The 16,917-nt window shown below is 65.1% G+C and carries 14 protein-coding genes and 1 pseudogene; 6 read left to right on the top strand and 9 right to left on the bottom strand.

Features of this window, described 5'->3' with window-relative positions:
* Nucleotides 1-26: 26 nt before the first annotated feature.
* From AB0C33_RS20125 to AB0C33_RS20100, 6 genes are all read right to left on the bottom strand, one after another.
* Nucleotides 27-608: a DinB family protein gene (locus AB0C33_RS20125; RefSeq protein WP_237104576.1), complete on the bottom strand. Its 582-nt coding sequence runs from the start codon at nt 606-608 to the stop codon at nt 27-29.
* A 42-nt stretch (nt 609-650) separates the two neighbouring features.
* Entirely contained in the window at nt 651-1,412 is a 762-nt protein-coding gene (locus tag AB0C33_RS20120) for a hypothetical protein (RefSeq protein WP_358289951.1), read from the bottom strand.
* A gap of 217 nt (nt 1,413-1,629) precedes the next feature.
* Nucleotides 1,630-2,538, bottom strand: a complete 909-nt coding sequence (locus AB0C33_RS20115) for an aminoglycoside phosphotransferase family protein (protein WP_358289948.1) — start codon at nt 2,536-2,538, stop codon at nt 1,630-1,632.
* On the bottom strand, nt 2,535-3,224 hold the full coding sequence (locus AB0C33_RS20110; RefSeq protein ID WP_358289945.1) for a GntR family transcriptional regulator: 690 nt from the start codon (nt 3,222-3,224) through the stop codon (nt 2,535-2,537). Before AB0C33_RS20110 ends, AB0C33_RS20115 begins: the two co-directional genes overlap by 4 nt.
* 315 nt (nt 3,225-3,539) lie before the next feature.
* Nucleotides 3,540-3,854 (bottom strand): hypothetical protein, encoded by a 315-nt coding sequence (locus tag AB0C33_RS20105; protein WP_358289944.1) that lies wholly within the window; start codon nt 3,852-3,854, stop codon nt 3,540-3,542.
* Between the two features lie 252 nt (nt 3,855-4,106).
* Nucleotides 4,107-4,505 (bottom strand): hypothetical protein, encoded by a 399-nt coding sequence (locus AB0C33_RS20100; protein ID WP_358289943.1) that lies wholly within the window; start codon nt 4,503-4,505, stop codon nt 4,107-4,109.
* A 101-nt stretch (nt 4,506-4,606) separates the two neighbouring features.
* Here AB0C33_RS20100 and AB0C33_RS20095 point away from each other — a divergent pair, with 101 nt between their 5' ends.
* Together AB0C33_RS20095 and AB0C33_RS20090 are read left to right on the top strand one after the other, a co-directional pair.
* Nucleotides 4,607-5,863, top strand: a complete 1,257-nt coding sequence (locus tag AB0C33_RS20095; RefSeq protein ID WP_358289940.1) for a hypothetical protein — start codon at nt 4,607-4,609, stop codon at nt 5,861-5,863.
* Nucleotides 5,860-6,492, top strand: a complete 633-nt coding sequence (locus AB0C33_RS20090; protein WP_358289937.1) for a 2'-5' RNA ligase family protein — start codon at nt 5,860-5,862, stop codon at nt 6,490-6,492. The genes AB0C33_RS20095 and AB0C33_RS20090 overlap by 4 nt, the downstream gene beginning before the upstream one ends.
* A gap of 844 nt (nt 6,493-7,336) precedes the next feature.
* Here the strand turns inward: AB0C33_RS20090 and AB0C33_RS20085 are convergent.
* Nucleotides 7,337-7,706, bottom strand: a pseudogene (locus tag AB0C33_RS20085) (leucine zipper domain-containing protein); the annotation flags it as partial.
* Nucleotides 7,707-8,064: 358 nt separating this feature from the next.
* Between AB0C33_RS20085 and AB0C33_RS20080 the strand changes: the two are divergent.
* Nucleotides 8,065-9,066, top strand: coding sequence for a hypothetical protein (locus tag AB0C33_RS20080; protein ID WP_358289934.1), 1,002 nt, complete (start codon nt 8,065-8,067; stop codon nt 9,064-9,066).
* A 212-nt stretch (nt 9,067-9,278) separates the two neighbouring features.
* On the opposite strand, the gene AB0C33_RS20075 is transcribed toward AB0C33_RS20080, so the two are convergent.
* Entirely contained in the window at nt 9,279-10,433 is a 1,155-nt protein-coding gene (locus AB0C33_RS20075) for a hypothetical protein (RefSeq protein ID WP_358289931.1), read from the bottom strand.
* Nucleotides 10,434-11,611: 1,178 nt separating this feature from the next.
* Here AB0C33_RS20075 and AB0C33_RS20070 point away from each other — a divergent pair.
* The 3 genes from AB0C33_RS20070 (at nt 11,612) to AB0C33_RS20060 (ending at nt 15,093) form a co-directional block, all read left to right on the top strand.
* Complete coding sequence (locus AB0C33_RS20070; protein ID WP_358289928.1) at nt 11,612-13,123, top strand: hypothetical protein; 1,512 nt, start codon at nt 11,612-11,614, stop codon at nt 13,121-13,123.
* Nucleotides 13,124-13,561: 438 nt separating this feature from the next.
* The gene (locus tag AB0C33_RS20065; protein WP_358289926.1) at nt 13,562-14,047 is read left to right on the top strand and encodes a SigE family RNA polymerase sigma factor; all 486 of its coding nucleotides are present in this window, start codon (nt 13,562-13,564) and stop codon (nt 14,045-14,047) included.
* A complete protein-coding gene (locus AB0C33_RS20060) occupies nt 14,044-15,093 on the top strand; it encodes a hypothetical protein (protein WP_358289924.1) in 1,050 nt (349 codons plus the stop codon). Before AB0C33_RS20065 ends, AB0C33_RS20060 begins: the two co-directional genes overlap by 4 nt.
* 710 nt (nt 15,094-15,803) lie before the next feature.
* On the opposite strand, the gene AB0C33_RS20055 is transcribed toward AB0C33_RS20060, so the two are convergent.
* On the bottom strand, nt 15,804-16,499 hold the full coding sequence (locus tag AB0C33_RS20055) for a GNAT family N-acetyltransferase (protein WP_358289921.1): 696 nt from the start codon (nt 16,497-16,499) through the stop codon (nt 15,804-15,806).
* Nucleotides 16,500-16,917 lie beyond the last annotated feature (418 nt).

Below are 16,917 nucleotides of genomic sequence, written 5' to 3'. Positions count from 1 at the left end.
CAACGGGTTCAGTGACCTGCGGCCGGTCAGTCGTCGTTGACCAGCCACTGCCGTCCGTCGATCAGCTCCCGGACCGCGTCGAGCTGTCCGGCGTGCGTCGCAGTGTCGACGATCACGTGCATCAGCACTTCGCGCAAAGACCCCAGCCGCCATGACCCCGAACCGAACATCTTCGTCGGCCACCAGGCCGGCACGGCATCGATCGCCGTCGCCCCGATGACCATGTTCGACTGTTCGATCGTCCGTCGATACCGCGCGAGCACGTCCGCACCGGAGAACTCCTCGGGGACCTTCCAACCGAACTCGCCGACCACGAGCGTGTCGATGACCTGGCGATCGGCGGTCATCGCGCCGCGAAACCAAAGCGCCTCGGACCAGGTCAAATGGTGCACCAGGTCGCGGGGCGACCAACCGGACGGCAGCACCACCTGGCGTAGTTGCTCCTCGCCAAGGCCGTCCAGGATGCCCAGGACGTGCTTGCGCTGCGAGTCCAGGTAACCGACCAGTGTTTCGCGCTCCACGGCCTTGCCCTCCCCGCGATATTTGCCGACGTCAGACCATACAACAACGAGATCGGCAACCGCGTGGATCAACGTGAGCGCGGTCAAGCCGGTGCGTTGTCCACCCGGTGAACGTTCATGGTCACCGCATTAGCTGTCGTACCCGTGGCGAGGTGGCCGGCCGTATCTCCACAGGAGGTAACCGAGCGGCAGCACGAGCACCAGCAGTCGAGCAGGGGCATCGCGGAGGCCGTCGACCTGGAGTTGGTACAGCAGGCCGGCGCGCAGGGATTCGTCCCCGGTGAGGAGAGGGGCGAGGCCCACCAGCCCGTACACCACCAGGGCGTCCATGACGGTCGTCAGCGCGCGCCGCCCAGAGATCGGCAGCGCGGGGGAGTTCGATGCGAGCAGCACCAGCAGGGCAGCCGCCAGCAGGCACAACTCCCAGAGTCCCCAGCCGCCGGACAGAGCCTCGAACCAGTCCGGGGTGAACATGGGCAGTGAGCCCGAGCAGATGCTGTCCCCCTGGTAGTCGGCCGAGAGCGGCCGAGCGAGCGCGATCAGCAGCAGCGCCCAGGCAGCACGCGGTCCCGCCGTCGCCGAATGCCGCCGCATCAGGGCGACCAGCACGACCAGGAGGGGCACGGCCCAGGTCGTCGCGAGTTCGGTGAGTGTGGCGAGGTCGTCGCGCAGCGGTAGGAACGGCGAGCGGTCGATCGCGTCGTACGGACGTACGCAGCTCACTACGCCCTCGGTGAAGCCTTCGTAGTGCAACTGCGCGAGGTACTGCTCGGGCACGTCGGCGGCCGTGAACAGAGAGGACCAGTCGAACCTGGTCTTCCAGGTGTCCCAGGTGGGGTAGGCCGCAGCGGCGAGGGCCGCCAGCCAGGCTAACGGGGCTGAGGGTGACACGTCAGAGGCTCCTTTTGCTTCTGGCGCACCCTATCGGTGATCTTGAGCGACGAGAGCTGAGGCTGCTGGAAAGGGGCTTTGCATCCCTGCGACTGACAGCCGTCACAACATGTCGGATACGGCACGTGAGCCCCGGAGATCGACCTTGATTTTCGAGTAAGTGGCACCCGTACTGCGCGCCTGCGGGGCGGTCATCTCCCGGCCCAGGACATCGACCCTAGAAAGCACGCCAGCGGCGAGGTGCGTCGGGATTCCGCAGCGAGTTCATGCGATTGCGGAACTCCCGGGCTATGGCCGCGTCTTCGTTGACGTTCTGCATGAGCCACGTCGTCATTTTCAGCTCATTGATGTCTCTGAGCACCGAATAGCCTTTCCAGGCGAGAACATCGAATCCGTACCGTTCCGCGAACCGGTCATATTCAGTGCGCGTTCCCCAGCCGACGGTGTGCTCGATGGCGGTGACCGCGAGATCCGTCTCCGGCGGGCCGAACGCGAAGCGCTCGAAGTCGATGAGCAGGACCCTTCCGTCGACGGTTCGGATGAGATTCTCGTTGTGCGCGTCACCATGAACCGCGCACGGCGTGAGAGGGAAGGCCAGCGCGTCGTACGCACATTGCAGCTCGTGTCGCCGTGTCAGCAGGAAGTCTCGATCCTCGTCGGTGAGGACGGACGCCGCATTGATGCGTTCAGAGACGCGGCTGAGGATGTCCATCGCCGGCAGCTCCAGGTCGGCGGGGACGGCCAGGCCGTGGAGCTCGCGCAGGACGCCGGCCAGGTCGTCGAGGGTCGCGGACGAGCCGCTGTCGGGGATGAGGTGCCAGAGCGTTACCGGGTGGCCTCTGACGATGAGTGGTTGGTCGTGGGCCGTCGTTCTCGCCGCCGGTATTCCGGAGTCGTTCAGCCAGGCCGAGACGGCTACTTCCTTGTGTACGTCGTCCAGCACCTCGACGCTGCGCGCGATCCTGACGACCACTTGCTCGGCGGGGAGTGCGAACAGAGCGTTCTCGCCGAGGCGGATCAGGCGGGCGTCCTGGCTGTCCAGTCCTGTGCTCTCACAGGTCTCGTGCAAGGTGGCTAGTGCTTCGGCGGTGGTGAAGGGGATCGAGGGCGTCTGGGATACGGTCACGTGTCACCTTCGGCTCGTGATTTGACGACGCGGCCCATACCGGCCCTTTTCTCGATGACTCCTTCCGCTTCCAGCAGCGCGAAGGCGCGCCTGATGGTGATGCGGCCGACGCCGCGTTCCTGGGCGAGTGTGTTCTCTCCGGGCAGGACGGAGCCCTCAGCGAGCTTGCCTGTGGAGATGTCCTGCCGGAACTCGGCGGCAACCGCGTCGGCTCGGGTTTGCGCGTGCTCGGGGCCGCCGACGAACCAGCCCTTGCCGTGGACGGCTGTGATGAGCCGTTCGCCGGCCAAGAGTTGCAGCGCCTGGCGGGCCGTGCCCTTCGACACCCCGAACTCCTCCGCTGTTGCGGCCTCTCCGGGCAACTGCTGGCCAGGGACTAGCTCGCCGTTCTCGATGCGCCCTCGGAGGGTCTCGGCGATCGACTCGTACTGTGTTGTTGCTGCCCGCGGGGCTGTGGGGTCTTCGCTCTTCACGCGCCGGCCACGGCCGGCCTCGCTGGCCACCAGCCCCGAGCGTTCCAGCTCGGCGACCGCCTGACGGACGGTTCCTCTTGCCACGCCGTACGTGCTGGCGAGGGTGGATTCGGAGGGCAGCATGGCACCGGCCGGCAGATCACCCTGAAGGATGCGAGTGCGGATGTCGTCTGCAATTCGGACGTAGATACGGGCGTCCTTCGCCTTGCTCATCGCGCTCCCTCGCCGAGGCACAGTGTCTCTAGGGTAGGGCGGGAGACATGGCCACTGGCGAAGCTTCGCAGACCATGTCTCCCTTGGTCTTTCCCTACGCGCGGCGGGGGGACGCCGTACAAAACCAGCTTGTTCACGCTGGTGGTAGGCGTCGATCTTGGCGGGCTTGCCGCGCAATCCGCAGAACCCTTCATCCCAGTGCCCGAGCCCATAACCCCTCGCTGGCCATCGCGGCCACGGCGGCTCGCACTATGCCGCGGAACACCGCAGATTGGATCAGCTCTCGTGTTTCAAGAGAGTTGCTCTGGTGGCGGTTCACGTGGCCTTGCCCGGCAGCGCCTGGCCACGCTGCTTGGGACGAGTAGCCATCCGAGCCCGGACCTTCCGCTTGTGCTCGTCCTCATGAAGGATGAGCAGCGCCTCCCAGACGGACCGCGCATGCCGGTACAGCCCTCTGGCCGTCTCCTCGTACTGGCCTGTAGAGGTGCGCCGGAGGATCAGGAACTGTCCGCCCTGGCAGGCCCACTCAAGAGCACCGCAACATGAGGTCTCCGTGATCCGGATGCGGTCCCTCGGAGGACGCAGGTACGGCTCCCACTCAGGTACGGGCTCGTCAGGAGGCTGGGTCATGCTCCGGTTCCCCTGCGCCGTACTGCCTCACGTACCGGTAGACCTTGCGACGGCTCCGCTGCCAGGTGCACTTGTAGGCGAGCTGCAGAGGCGAGTCGGCGACCACCTCCCGCAGGACGCCGTAGGCGACTTCGCCGGCCGTCAGCTTCGGCAGCGGCCTCGCATGCCATAGACCCGCAACGTCGCACCAGACGTAGAAGCGCCTGAACGCACCGCGCAGATCAAGCTCACATGCCTGTTCAAGCGTCGACGTCATGCCGGCCGCCCCTGCAGTTGGCAAGCCGGATGGCTGTGCGGAGGTCCTGCAGCGTTCTCGATGTTGCCGATCAGTGTCGACTGCCAGGCCAAGGCCGCCGCGAGCGCGATCGCGTCCTCGCACCTGACGATGCGCATGACCCCCTCCGCCACCAACTCGACGGTCAGAGACCGGTTCGGCACGGCGGTCCACCACAGCCTCTCCGTGGAGTCGAGCTCCAGGGAGATGTCCCACGCCGGATAGGTGCCGCGCAGAACGGAGAGCTGGCGATCCCGGAAGTCCTGTATGAGCGCCGCCAATGCGGAGGCATGGCGAACGCTTTGGGCAGTAGCCCTCAGCAGCTCGTCCAGCCCGGCTTTGGTGTCGGCGTCTAGGTGATTCGTGTCCCAGTACACGAATCCATCACAACGCTGAGTAACGACGCGTAGACAGATGTGATTGGGGGACACTGGGGGCGGCGACCGTGTCCCCCAACTCGGTGGTGAGGTGCGACGGCATGCTGGAACAGCCCAGAACTCCCCGGTGGGCCGAACGCATTCGCGACGAGCGACGTCAGCGCGGCTGGTCACAGAAGCAACTGGCCAGACACCTGTTCCAGGCGGCGGGCGAGGGGATCGCCTTGCCCGAATTCGACTCGGTGGTCCGCAGAATCAAAGACCACGAGGCAGGCAACAGCCGCCCGAAGGACCCCTACCCCTTGCTCTACTGCCGCGTGTTCGGCATAGACGAGGCCGTCCTCTTCGACCATGACGGCGAGCTGGTGGGAACGCTGCCCACGAGCGGTGACCTGATCGACCACACAGCCTGGATCGAGCAGACCAACGTCGGCAACAGCACCATCGCCATGATCGACGAGACCCGCTACCACCTGACACAGCGCCACACCCAGACCGCCCCCGCGCCACTGCTCGCCGATGTGCTACGCCTGCACCGGCGAGTGCTGGCGCTCCTGCGGGGTGGCAAGCAGCGGCTTCACCAGACGCGCGAGCTGTTCCGGATCGACGCCGAACTCCTCGCCCACGCCTGCATCCTGCTGGGCGACCTGTACGACGACGAATCAGCCATCGTCCACGGCAGGGCCGCCCTCCTGTCCGCCCAAGAGGCCGGCGCGAGCGAGGCCGCGGCGCTGAGTGCCCAGGCCAAGACCGAGCGGTGGCGATGCCGGTACGCCGTCTCTGCTGACGCGGCCAGACGCGGCTACGAATGCAGCCCGCCCACGCCCCTGCGGGTGCTCCTGGCCAGCCAGGAAGCGAACGCCGCAAGCCTGCTCGGCGACTTCGACCGAGCCCGAGAAGCACTTCACCGAGCGGACGAGGCAGCCAGCTCCGTGGGCGGCGACTCCGGCGTGACGCCCTGGTCGTGCCCAGCACCCAGGCGGGCACTGTACGCCCTGTCGGTGGCACTCCAGGCCAGCGACCATGCCGCGGCACTCCAGGCGGCAGCGGCGGCCGACGACGCATGGGCCAACGGCGCTCCCTGGGTGGCCGGCACCTGGGCACAAGTCCGCTTCGGCGCCGGCATCGCGTACGTGATGATGGAGGACCTGGACGCCGCCGCCGAACAGGTGACGCCGGCCCTGTCCCTGCCGCCCGAACACCGCCTGTCCACGATCACCAACTACCTGGTGCGAATGGATGCTCGATTGGCCGCTCCTCGGTTCCGCGGCTCGGATATGGTGACCACGCTGCGCGAGCAGATCAAGACGTTCAACTCCGCTCGGGCTCTGCCCGCCCCTGTCGAGGAGGATGCGTGAGCCCGTTGCCAACGCGAATGGTGAACCGCTGGGAGAAGCGACGAGCGCTCATGCTGCCGCCAGGCCAGGGCCAGCTCTACTGGCACGTCCTTCTGGGAGAGGACCCCGAAGCGCGGGCCATCGTCCAAGAGGCTCACAACCGCCTGGCCGGCCTGCCCGGCCTCGATCTGGTGCCGCAGAAGTTCATCCACCTCACCACGTTGGTCGCTGGCTACTCGCAGGAGATCACGGACCATCAGGTGAACGTGATGACGGAGGAGGCCACGGCTCAACTCGCGCAGGTCGCACCTATCACCGTCACGCTCGGGCGTGTGCTCTACCACCCTGAGGCGGTGGTCCTGGAGGCGCGGCCAGCGGACCGTCTGCGTCCCCTACTCGAAGCGGCGAAGTTCGCTACGCGGGCGGCTACCGGACGTGATGGTGCTCTCGCTCATACAGCGTGGGTGCCGCACGTCACTGTGGCGTACAGCAGTGCTGATGGCCCGGCGGCTCCCATCATTACGGCGCTCGGCAAGCAACTCCCCGAGCGTGACGTCACCATCCGTAGCATTCACATCGTCAACCAGGACGGTCCGGAGACGGTTTGGGACTGGCGCCCATTAGCGCAAGTGCGACTTGGGACCTCATGAGAGCGTGCCCGGCCGCGTCAGCGTCTGGAAGCCGTGCTCGCTGACCGCAGCTACGATCACGACAGGTACCGCCGATTGGTTGGTGAGCTGCAGATCCCCCTGATCGCTCGCTGACACCGAACACAGCTCCGGCCTGGGCAAACACCGTTACGTAGGCGAGCAAACCTTCGCCCTGCCCCATGCGTTCCTACGCATGCGCATCCGCTGCGAGGGCCGTGACGACAGCCATGAGGCGTTCCTTTAGCTAGCCTGTGCGCCCATCTGCTGGCGACGCCTCGCCTCCTTGCGTTAGCGGCTCTTAGAGTCGTCCTAGGTCCTCGAAAACACTACAATTACACGTTGGCCGCCGAGAGTTTGTCTTCGAAGATGTGGCCTCCAGCGGGTGGTCCCCGCCGAGCGGTAGTTCTGTGAATACTGCGGCATTCTGCTGAGCGGGTGCGCCTGTTGTGCGAGCCAGCCTCAGCAAGACTCCAACCTGCCCAGACATCCCATGACGACCATTCTGCGGATTCTGCGGATGACAACCGGTGTCAGCGTTAAATCCTCTTGTAGAGGCGCACTTTGGGTGATCTGCGCGAGTCACCTCATCACTTCGGAGGGATCGCAACGCGTCGCTCTTGATCTCGGCGCGACGCCCGTCTACTGGTCACTCATCACCCTGGGAATCGCAACTACAGGGTGATGGTGTTGATGATGTCCTGGATGGCATCACTCGTCACCCTGGAAGGACCGCAACCCGAACACGACCTCGCACACCCGCTGCGGCCAAGGTCACTCATCCCCTGGCGGAGCTGAGGTTGGGGCGGCTCTGGCGGGTGCGGGGCCAGGACGGGTCGCGGTGGGCGGAGCTGTTACGCCTGCCGGCTGTCCGGCCATGCACTTTGTGGCCACCGCCGTCGGGGAGGTTGTCCAGTTTCTTGATGTCGATGTGGATCAGGTCGCCAGGAGCGGGGTGTTCGTAGCGGTGGATCGGCTGGGCGGTGGCGCGGTCCAGATGGGCCAGCCGGGCAAGGCGGTAGCGGGTAAGAACGGGAAGAGCGGTCGTGCATGCCTGCTTGGCCGTACTGGCGGTAGCGGTTGGCCCAGCCGCGGGCGGTGGTGACGTCGACCTGGAAGCGTTCAGCGGCTCGCCGCAGCGGCCATCCGTCCTCGACAACACAGCGGGCCAGGCGTAGGCATCCGAGCTCGGCCAGGGGCGCGTTACGGTGGGGCATGAGGGCCTTTCTGGTCGGAGTGTAGATGTCGCAACCCACACCGAATCGAAGGCCCTTCCTATTTGCAAGATCTTTTCTCTTGTGTCGCCTCGTACCTAACCTCTGTCGTCAGTACACCTAGCGGCGATATCGTGCAGGCGCCCGGTAGGTCGGTGGCCCGGGCACTCGGGCTAATCGATGGGGCTGGTTTGGTGTCACTCTGCAGGTCGTCAGGCAGGACGGCGGGTTCCGTTCCACGAGGGTCAAGGAAGGCACTCGGCCCAGGCGGCGCTCGCAGTTCTCACTTGGCCTCCGGCGCTGGGGTAGTTTAGTGTGCCCTCGCTTGACTGGGTAACCTTGAAACGGAGAGAGGACGACGGTGGCCGACACTGTCAGATACGGCGGTGGAGACAATTCGGTACTGAGGCTGGTCCTACACAATACGTGGGGCAAAAAATGCTACTGGTGCGGCGACCCAAAAGAATTCAACGATATCGAAATTGATCACATTCTCCCGCAGGACGCTGGCGTTAAAGATCTGGAGGGGCTCAAGACCGCGTACCCGCTGGACGAAGACTTCGACATCCATGGCGTCGAAAACCTCGCTCCAATCTGTGCCCGCTGTCAGCGCAGGAAAGGGAGCAGGCGTTATGGCGCCATAGGTATCGTGCTAGATGCCCTACGCACTGCCTCCCGATACGGATCGACAATCGTGAAAAAGGTGCAGAAGTTCGGCAACTCGGGAAACGTTGCCCAGCTCCTTCTTGGCGCTATAAAAGCGGACCTCAACGATCCAGATGTAAGACATGTGTTCGAGGATTATGCCCCCGCCCTCGTCCAGAAACTGGCGCTCTTGGACGAGGCGAAAGCCGACTATATTTGTTCTCGTATCGTTGGGCCCCCGCTTACCCCCTATAATCCTCTGAACATTAGCCTCGCCCTCGACAATGGGGGCCGGACAGCAGTAGCAATCTTCGAGGATGTGTGCGGGTGCTCTGTCGAAGAGGTGCTGAGGGGCCCAATCGCCGAAATAATGGCGGAAAGCCACAGGAAGGTGCAGGCGCGCCTCGAGGGCATGCGATACTACTCCTCGCCGATTTTCTTCGAAGCGCCGTATAGCGTGTCTACGAGACTCGTCGTTGCATCAATCAGCTATGCGCGCGAGGGGCCGCTGATCGCATTTACCTTCGCTGGCGAATTTGAGGATGACGTCTCCGCTACTGCAGTTCGGCAGGGCGATGACGGAATCGGGCTAGTCGAATTCCAGGAGGATGCGTGGACTTCTGGGCGATTTTCGTTCACCGCCACCTTCGACTTCTTGGCAGAGCCTGAAAGTTTGGTTTTAGACGCGTGCTCAATCGACTGGTGGGGGTTGGAATAGAGGATGACGGCATCGTTATGGTAGTGGATGATATGTCTGAGTTCGGAACTGGTGGACGGGTCGCGATCGCTCCGCCTTTGGCGGCGCTTGCACGTCCGTAGCACGCATGCTCGCAGCACTCGCCAGTCCTTGAGTCGTGCTTGCTGGGAGTGGATGCATGCGGCTTCGTCGATGATCGATGCGCCTCCCTTGGGGCTATGCATGTCCACGACTCATTTATTTGACTTGTGGCTAGTGCGTATGCGTTCGATCAATGAGGGTATGCCATCAAGAACAGGATCGAGGGTAATCATAATTTCACGTAAATGGTTGAACTTTTTGTCGCTAGCTCCGTAGCTGCCCAGTAGCAGGAGAAGGTGTGGTGTCAGGACTTTCCACGCACTGGCCGCGGGGGCACGGCTGGCAGTGTCTGCATAATGCAGGCAATAATCGATGATTGCGTATTGAGTGCGAAGGTTCATTACGCGGGTGTTGACGGGGTCGTCTGAGAGAGTTTTACGGGCAATGCGAAGCGGGAGGGCGGCTTCAGTGAGGACAACGAGAAGATCGCGTATGATGCAAACCTTGTCGTAATCCATTGCTCTGAGCGCCTGAATCTGAGCACGGGTGGAGATATTTGGAATCTCCTGCCCAGAAAGTCCTTGCAGCTCTTGTTCGCGTCCGAGAGCAAGTATCGCTTCGTCTAGCGTCTTGCAGGGGAGTGTCTCATTAGACTCGTATTCGAAACCTATTTTATTGATGGGGTCACAGATAGCCTCGTTGACTGTATCTGAACCGAGAGCGCCAGGAATCAACGCCGCGACGGCCATGTCTGCCAAAGCAGTGGCATCTTTCGAATCTCTTAATTCGATGAGGCGGGGAACCTCTATGTGGCGCCGGCGAGCCGCTGATTGCTGGCGGAGAAGACTGCGAAAGTGTTGATGTGCTGCATCGACAGCCGCTCCGATTGGATCGCCGTCGGTACCTGCGGCGACCATTGCGCGTTCTATCTTGACTATGGCGCTGCGGGAGTCATTGACGATCGCCCACTCGAGTGCCTTGCGCACGCCGTCCTCGGATAGCGGTAAGCGAGTAGCGATGAACGGTTCCTCATACCGCGGATGGGCGAAGAATACGCGAAGCACCACCTTCTCCAGTTGTTTTTTCTGCTTGGTTGCTAATGCGAGTGCTTCGGCGACTATGTAGGTGTCCTGGGCGAGTGCTGAGGAGACCGAACCGTGGCCATGGCCGAGTGCTCGGCGCTGAGGCCACGGGAGCGCGCCGAACTCCCGCCACCGTCGGATCCTGGCCAAGCTCACGGGCAGGCCTCGCTCGTTCAGCCAGGTCTGCAACTGGAGCTCTGTAGGTGTGGGGGTCTTCCAGACCACACGATGCATCGTAGATAGAACCCCGCGATTTTTGCCTGCCTTCGCGAGAGTGGGGCCTGGCGTACTGGTGGCATGGACACAGACAAGAACCCTTCCGCGCGGACGGAAGATCCATCGCCAGCAGCCTCCCGCGACAACGGCACCGTACTGTTCCGTCTCATCCCTGCCGCTGTTGGAGGTGTACTGTCCGGCATAGCAAGGGCAGTGGCTGCCTGGCTTCTTGATTGAGCTGCCGTCCCCCTCGGTCGTGAGACTCACCCCCGGCAGACCCTTACAGGTTTCGACTACCACGGCAGCGCCAGTCGGGGCATTGCTCAACCGGGCAGTGCGACTGCGACAATGGAGGGGGCGCTAAGCAAGTCAACGCTGGCTGCGGCCAATACCCGGCTAGTTTGGCGTCGTGCACAAAGAACTGCCAGTTCGAGGCCTGGTTGAGACAGGACTGTAAAACCGTCGGCTCAGCCTACGCAAGTTCGAACCTTGCACCTGCCACACCAGCGGGAAGAGGCCCGTCACCAGCGGAAACGCGGTGACGGGCCTCTTGCGTTGTGTCCGGCCGTCCAGGAGTGGCGCCGGCTCTCTACGGTTGATCGTTCCCTTATGCATTCCCTAGCGATCATGGTTGGTGGACCGCTGCGCTCGGGATGTGTCTGCGGCGACACTGGCTCCCATAGTGCGCGCGTCCACCTCAGGACGGAGCGTCACAGAGCTCTCCGGAAGGAATCAGGCACCCTGGGACGGCAATGCAGCTACTTCGGCAGCACTCTTGCCGCCCTCTACGCGCTGGTATCGGGCGCGTGCAACTGCGCCCGACCCTCTGCGTGATCAACGAATTGTCGGCACCGAACCGGCCAAGCTCGACGCCACCGGCTACCGGCCACTACGTTGCCTCGAACGCGTCGTGACCTCGTCCCTGTGGTGACCTGAGCAGGGCGGCCGGAGGCACGCTCTCGCTCGTGGGTCGCGATGGAACCGGGCTACTCCATGCCAATGTTCCTGCAACGGTCCCGAAGCCCAAAGGGACGAAATCTGGATCACCATCTGTGTGTCGATTTCCGAAGTCGTCTGCACGGGTGACCGAAGTCTCGTGCACAACAAGGCGACGGCCGGGAGGTAAGACCTCGCCGTCACGGAGATAATCACGAGCCATGTGATCACGGCCCAGGCAGGATGCTCCTGTGAACTCTGTCCTATGCGGCCTCGCTACCAATCCAGCCCTTCTGCCCGATCTGGTCGACCGGCTGATCGTGGTTGCCGACGAGGACATCGCCGTGAGTCTGTCCGAGCGGGAGGACCTCACCCACGCGCAGGCGATCGCGCTGGTCTCCCGCGTCGAACAGAGCGCTGGGCGGCTCGCGGAGCGGGGGTTGCTGACGGCTGATGACGTCGATCCTGGCGCACAGCCGTTCGCCGCCCTGGCCCTGCTCACCGAGGGCGCCGGTCGCCCGGCCTGGGCGCGCCTGCTGGCGGCGGATCCGATCATCGAACGCCGGGAACGGTTGGCCGCCTGTCCCGGTCTCCCCGCCGAGGCGCAGGAGATCCTCGCCGTCGATCCGGAGGCACGGGTTGTCGCGGAGCTGGCATTGCAGGCGACTGCGGACATGGCGGCCCGGCTCGCGGCACATCCCCATGCCGAGGTCCGCTGCGCGGTGGCCGTCAACGAGGCGGCGCCGCCAGCGGTGCTGGCCGCGCTGGTCAACGGCGAGGGGCTGCCGCCGGCAAGGCGGTGTCTGGTCTGTGACCGGGAGGAGACGCCGTTCTACCACGATCCGGATTGCCCCAGGCTCGACTGCGACCTGCCGCCGGCCGCAGCATGCGACGGCTCTCATGAGTCCACCGTTCACCAGACGCGCGTGAATGCCCTGTGGAACCCGGCTACGCCCACCGCGGCCGTCGTCGGCTTTGCCGATCATCCTTCGATGTTGCTGCGCTGGCCACTGGCGGTCCGCCCCGATCTGCCCGCGGCAGTCTACGAACGTCTCGCTGCCAGCCCGGAACCCGGTGTCCGCGCTGCCCTGGCCGCCAATCCCGCGATCGGCGACGACCTGATCCGCGCGCTGGCCGCCGACGCCGACCCCGACGTGCGGCGCGGCCTCGCCTTCAACCCGCGAGTGCCGCTCGAGGTGCTCACCCGTCTGGCCAACGACACAAGAATCGGTTCCACCCTGCTGCCGAGGATCGCTACCACCTCGCGCGCCGAGATCGAGGAGCTGGCCGCCTCACCACATCCGGTCATGCGGATGTTGCTGGCCGAACGACGTGACCTGCCGCCTGAGATCCGCGATGGGCTGGCCGCCGATCTCGACGCCAAGGTGGTCAAGTCCATCGCTCCGCACCCGGGCCTGTCCGACGTGCGGCTGCATGCCATGGTGCAGCGGCACGGGGTACGGATCATGGCCAAAGTGGCGAAGAACCCGGAGGCCTCGCCGGCGTTGCTGGAGGACCTGGCTCGGCACGGGCCGCCGGTGCGCAAGGCACTGCGGGAGATCGCCCGGCACCCCAACGCGACGGCTCCGGCGCTATTGGTCTGCTTGTCGGATCGGCAGGCCAGACCCCTCGCCGCCGGTCACCGGGCCCTGCCGCCCCAGGCCATCGTCGAGCTGCTCACCGATGACGACTGGCAGGTGGTGGAAGCCGCGGCCGCCAATCCGGCCCTGCCGCCCGAGGTGATGTCCATGCTGGCGCCCTGAGCCAAGGCCCTGCCCGGTCATATGGAGCCTCCGAGATACCGGCGCCGGTCGATCAGCCCTGTGCACAGGTACTGCCACCCGTCCGCGTTCGTCGAGAGCGTCGGCGTAGTACCGGCGGTGTCCAGCGATGAGCGCGGTGACGCCCTCGCTGGTTGCCTCCGGGATCTTGTACATCCAGAAGGTTGCGTCGTTGCTGATGACTGGAACCGGCGATGTGGGCAAGGGCGCGAGTTGTTCCTCCGCCGGCGAAGAGCAGCTGGTGGGAATGCCGCACCAGTGTCAGTTTCCGAAGTGGTCTGCACGCCCGCCCTGGTGGGGGCGTACAGGCCACTCGGTGGTGAAAGTTCCCGATGGCATGCAGGCGTATCAGCTCGGCCTGCCATCGCATGATCAGTGCGGGCTCGGCGTGAAAGGTTTTTGCAACGAGGACGTCGGCTCATGCGTCCCTGGAAGGTGGAGTTCGAGGAGTTCGTCCGTGCCAGGAGCCATGCGCTGCTGCGCTACGGCCTGGTGCTGACCGGCAGCGCCGACGACGCGGCCGACCTGGTCCAGGAGGCTCTGCTCAAACTGAGCTCCTCATGGCGGCGTGTACGCAACAAGGATGACCCCGAGGGGTACGTTCGGACGATCATGGCCCGGCAGCATGTGAGCTGGTGGCGCAGGCGACGGCTGGAGCACCTCACGGAGGAGGTTCCCGCCCCGGTCCACGAGGACGAACACGAGCTCGGCGAGATCTGGCAGCGCCTGCGGGCCTTACCGGCCAGACAGCGCGCGGTGCTGGTCCTGCGCTACTACGAGGATCTCGCCGACGAGGAGATCGCGGCCAGGCTCGGCATCTCGCAGGCGACCGTACGCAGCCAGGTCTCACGCGCCCTGGCCACACTCCGCGTCCGCGCGGACGCACTCACGGGGAGGTGGAGATGACAACCGAGGAGAAGCTGGCCCAGGCGTTGCGCACCATCGCCGACCGGGCCGAGAACCTGGACGTGCTGCCCGGCGTACTGGCCATGCGGCGGAAGCGGGCGCGCCGGCGGACCCGCGGCGCGCTCGCGGTGGTCTGCGCGGCGGCCCTGGCCTGGGGCGTGACGACCGCCTGGCCCGTACCGCAGCTTGTGGTGGATCCGGCTGGGCCGGGGCCGGCGCGCAACGCGGTCGAGCGGATGTGGCCACAGGCGGTGTTCACCATGCCCGGTCGCTCCCGACCGCTGGCGGCGATCAGCGCCACCGAAGTGCTGGTCTGGAACGAGCAGGGAAGGCTCGACGTCTACGACGCCGCCTCCAGGAGTTCACGAACGGTCGCCGCTCCCAGGCAGGCGCCGCGGTATCTGGCCGTCGACCGTGAGCGGGTGGCCTGGCTCGCCGACGGGCACGTCTGGATCGCCCCTCTGCGGGCCGGTGGACAGACGAGCAAGGTCGGACCAGTCCCGGCAGAGAACGTCGATCGCCTGGCACTCGCCGGCCAGGACGTCATCTGGTCGGCGCCGCTCGACGGGGTCTGGCGGATGAGGATCGGCCGTGGAGTCCCCGAACGGGTATCCGGGTCCAAGGGCCTGCAACTCGTGGAGTGGCCATGGGCGACGGATGAGCCTCTGGACATGCGTACCAATCCGACCAAAGTCGTCAACCTGCAGACGGGAATGACCATCCAGATCCGCCCCGCGTCAGGTGTCGAGGGCCTGCGCTGCGGGCCGACCTGGTGTACCGGGACACGCAGAGACGACACCGTCGTCCAGCGCAGTGACGGCAGCTGGAACCACGTCCACCAAGGGCTGCGCGGCTACCCGTATCAGGATCGGTTCTTTACTGCCTTCGGCGAGATCTACGACGCCCGCACGCGGACAACCGTGACCTTTGACAGCGCTCGACTGCCGTCGGGGGGCAGACAGTGGTCCTCAGGCAGCGGTGTCATCTTCTGGACGCAGGGCGGCGGTGTCCGCGTGGTGAACCTGGCCGCCATTGCCCAGCCGTAGGGAGCCCAACGCAGCTACTTGTAATCACGCTCTGCCCGAGGGCCGTTGACCTCCTGTCCAGATGCGGCGCATGGCCTCGCTCGGCTGTCCGTTGATGCATTTGGCGTGGACGCGTAGAAGAACGTCAACGCCGTGTCCTGCCCATTCGGCTACCTGGGGCGCTCGGCACGCCAGCGTTGAGCCATGTGGAGACGGCCGCATGACGTAGGGCGTAGGGGACCTCCATGAGGGGCGACCAGGCTTTGGACGGTTAGAACGCTCGTGCTCTGGCTGCATGGAAGACCTTGAGGGGCGGCGATGTCATGGCCACCGGCCTCCGACGTTTCCGGGTTCGTCTGCGCGAGCAGCTGGTGCCGGTCGATGACCTCGCGCTGGAAGATCTTTTCGGGTTCCGTAGCGGCCCTGGGAGGTGGATGTGGCCGTGCTGGCCTCATCGCCGGGAGGTGAGGGGTGGGGGGCGCTGAGGCCGCCTGAGGGCCGTGCGACGTTCGGGGCGGGGGTGCTTGCGTCCAGGCGGTCCTGTTCGGCGCTCGACCGCGCCTACCCTGTCGGGGCGGTGAAGGCGGCCGCCGATCGGGCCTGGCTGGTCGAGATGATGCGCGGACGTACCGAACGACCGTCCGGCAACTCCCACCCCTTGCGTCCCGTCGAGGCCTTCGGCGGCGGCCACCTGCGCGAGCTGCGTGATCTGGTGGCTGATGCTCGCGTCTCTATCGCGGGTCGAGTACGCGCGTCATCCAGATCGAGTTGCCGTGTTCGACGTCCTCGTCGACGCGGTCGCTTCGGTGGAAGCCGAGTTTCTCAAGGACGCGGAACGAGGGGGTGTTCCACTCCCGCACAGTGGCCCAGAGGCGGCGACGCCCTGTTCGAATCGCGGCTTCCAAGACCGCACGGGCGGCTTCTGTCGCATAACCATGGCCGTGGGCTCGTTGTGCCAGCTCGTACGCGATCTCGGGTTCGTCGAACGATCCATGGCCGACGGTCAATCCGCAATACCCGATGAACCCACCGGTGTCGCGCAGCTCTATGGCCAGCAACCCGAGCCCAGGAGCCGCCGTCAGCGGATTGTCAACGAGCCAGCCGCGGACGTCCTCGACCGTCGGCCGTCCCTCGGCGTCGATCCGCCGGGCCGCCGGCACTCGCGGGTCCCGCTCGAACCACAACCCGCGGAACTGCTCTGCATCCGACGGCACCCACCGTCGCAACCGCAGCCGCTCGGTCACCAGCTCCGCCGGAAGGTCCTCATATGTCCTCATCTCGACCAACCTAACCCATCTGCCGGCGGCCGGCCGGTCCCCCGTGATCCCGATCTCTACAAGCAGCGCAACACGGCCGAACGCTGCACCAACCGGATCAGAGAGCGGCGTGGGCCGGCTTTCCTGTTCGACAGGACACCCGACAGCCATCTGGCCGGCCTGTACCTACGCGGGGCCGTCCTATGGATCCGAAGCCTCCCGTCGGCCTAGAGATCCGAACTCCGTACAGGCTCCGGAGCGGGAGGTATCCGCTGGAGGCGGTCTTGTTGGGGTGATGTGTTCGTGGGACAGTTCGCGGTGTGGACGCGTATCGCCGATCTGGCTGGTACAGAGCCGGTCGGGCGCTTATTCTGATCGGCTTGGGCTGGGGTGCTGCCGGCTTCTTCTTCGTGTTCGCCGTCAACGACGGGCGCGTGTGGCCGAATGCCTACAGATTCCTGTTCGTCTACCTCAGCCTTCAAGTGCTTGGGGTGCTGTGCGCATGTGCCGGTCGGACGCGGCACCGGGCGTGGCGCAAACCCGTTAGCCGGCCATCGGAGAGCGAAGTGGGCGGCGCTGACCGGAAGGA

It is taken from the genome of Nonomuraea sp. NPDC048881 (assembly GCF_040649795.1).
Classification (GTDB): domain Bacteria; phylum Actinomycetota; class Actinomycetes; order Streptosporangiales; family Streptosporangiaceae; genus Nonomuraea.
The sequence above is the reverse complement of the archived record's forward strand: the minus strand, read 5'-3'. Positions and strand labels throughout refer to the sequence as shown.

Coding starts and splice junctions, on each gene's coding strand:
- AB0C33_RS20110 (WP_358289945.1), bottom strand. CDS start 3,224: ATGAGCAAGGCGAAGGACGCCCGTATCTACGTCCGAATTGCAGACGAC.
- AB0C33_RS20105 (WP_358289944.1), bottom strand. CDS start 3,854: ATGACCCAGCCTCCTGACGAGCCCGTACCTGAGTGGGAGCCGTACCTG.
- AB0C33_RS20095 (WP_358289940.1), top strand. CDS start 4,607: ATGCTGGAACAGCCCAGAACTCCCCGGTGGGCCGAACGCATTCGCGAC.
- AB0C33_RS20065 (WP_358289926.1), top strand. CDS start 13,562: ATGCGTCCCTGGAAGGTGGAGTTCGAGGAGTTCGTCCGTGCCAGGAGC.
- AB0C33_RS20060 (WP_358289924.1), top strand. CDS start 14,044: ATGACAACCGAGGAGAAGCTGGCCCAGGCGTTGCGCACCATCGCCGAC.
- AB0C33_RS20055 (WP_358289921.1), bottom strand. CDS start 16,499: ATGGCTGTCGGGTGTCCTGTCGAACAGGAAAGCCGGCCCACGCCGCTC.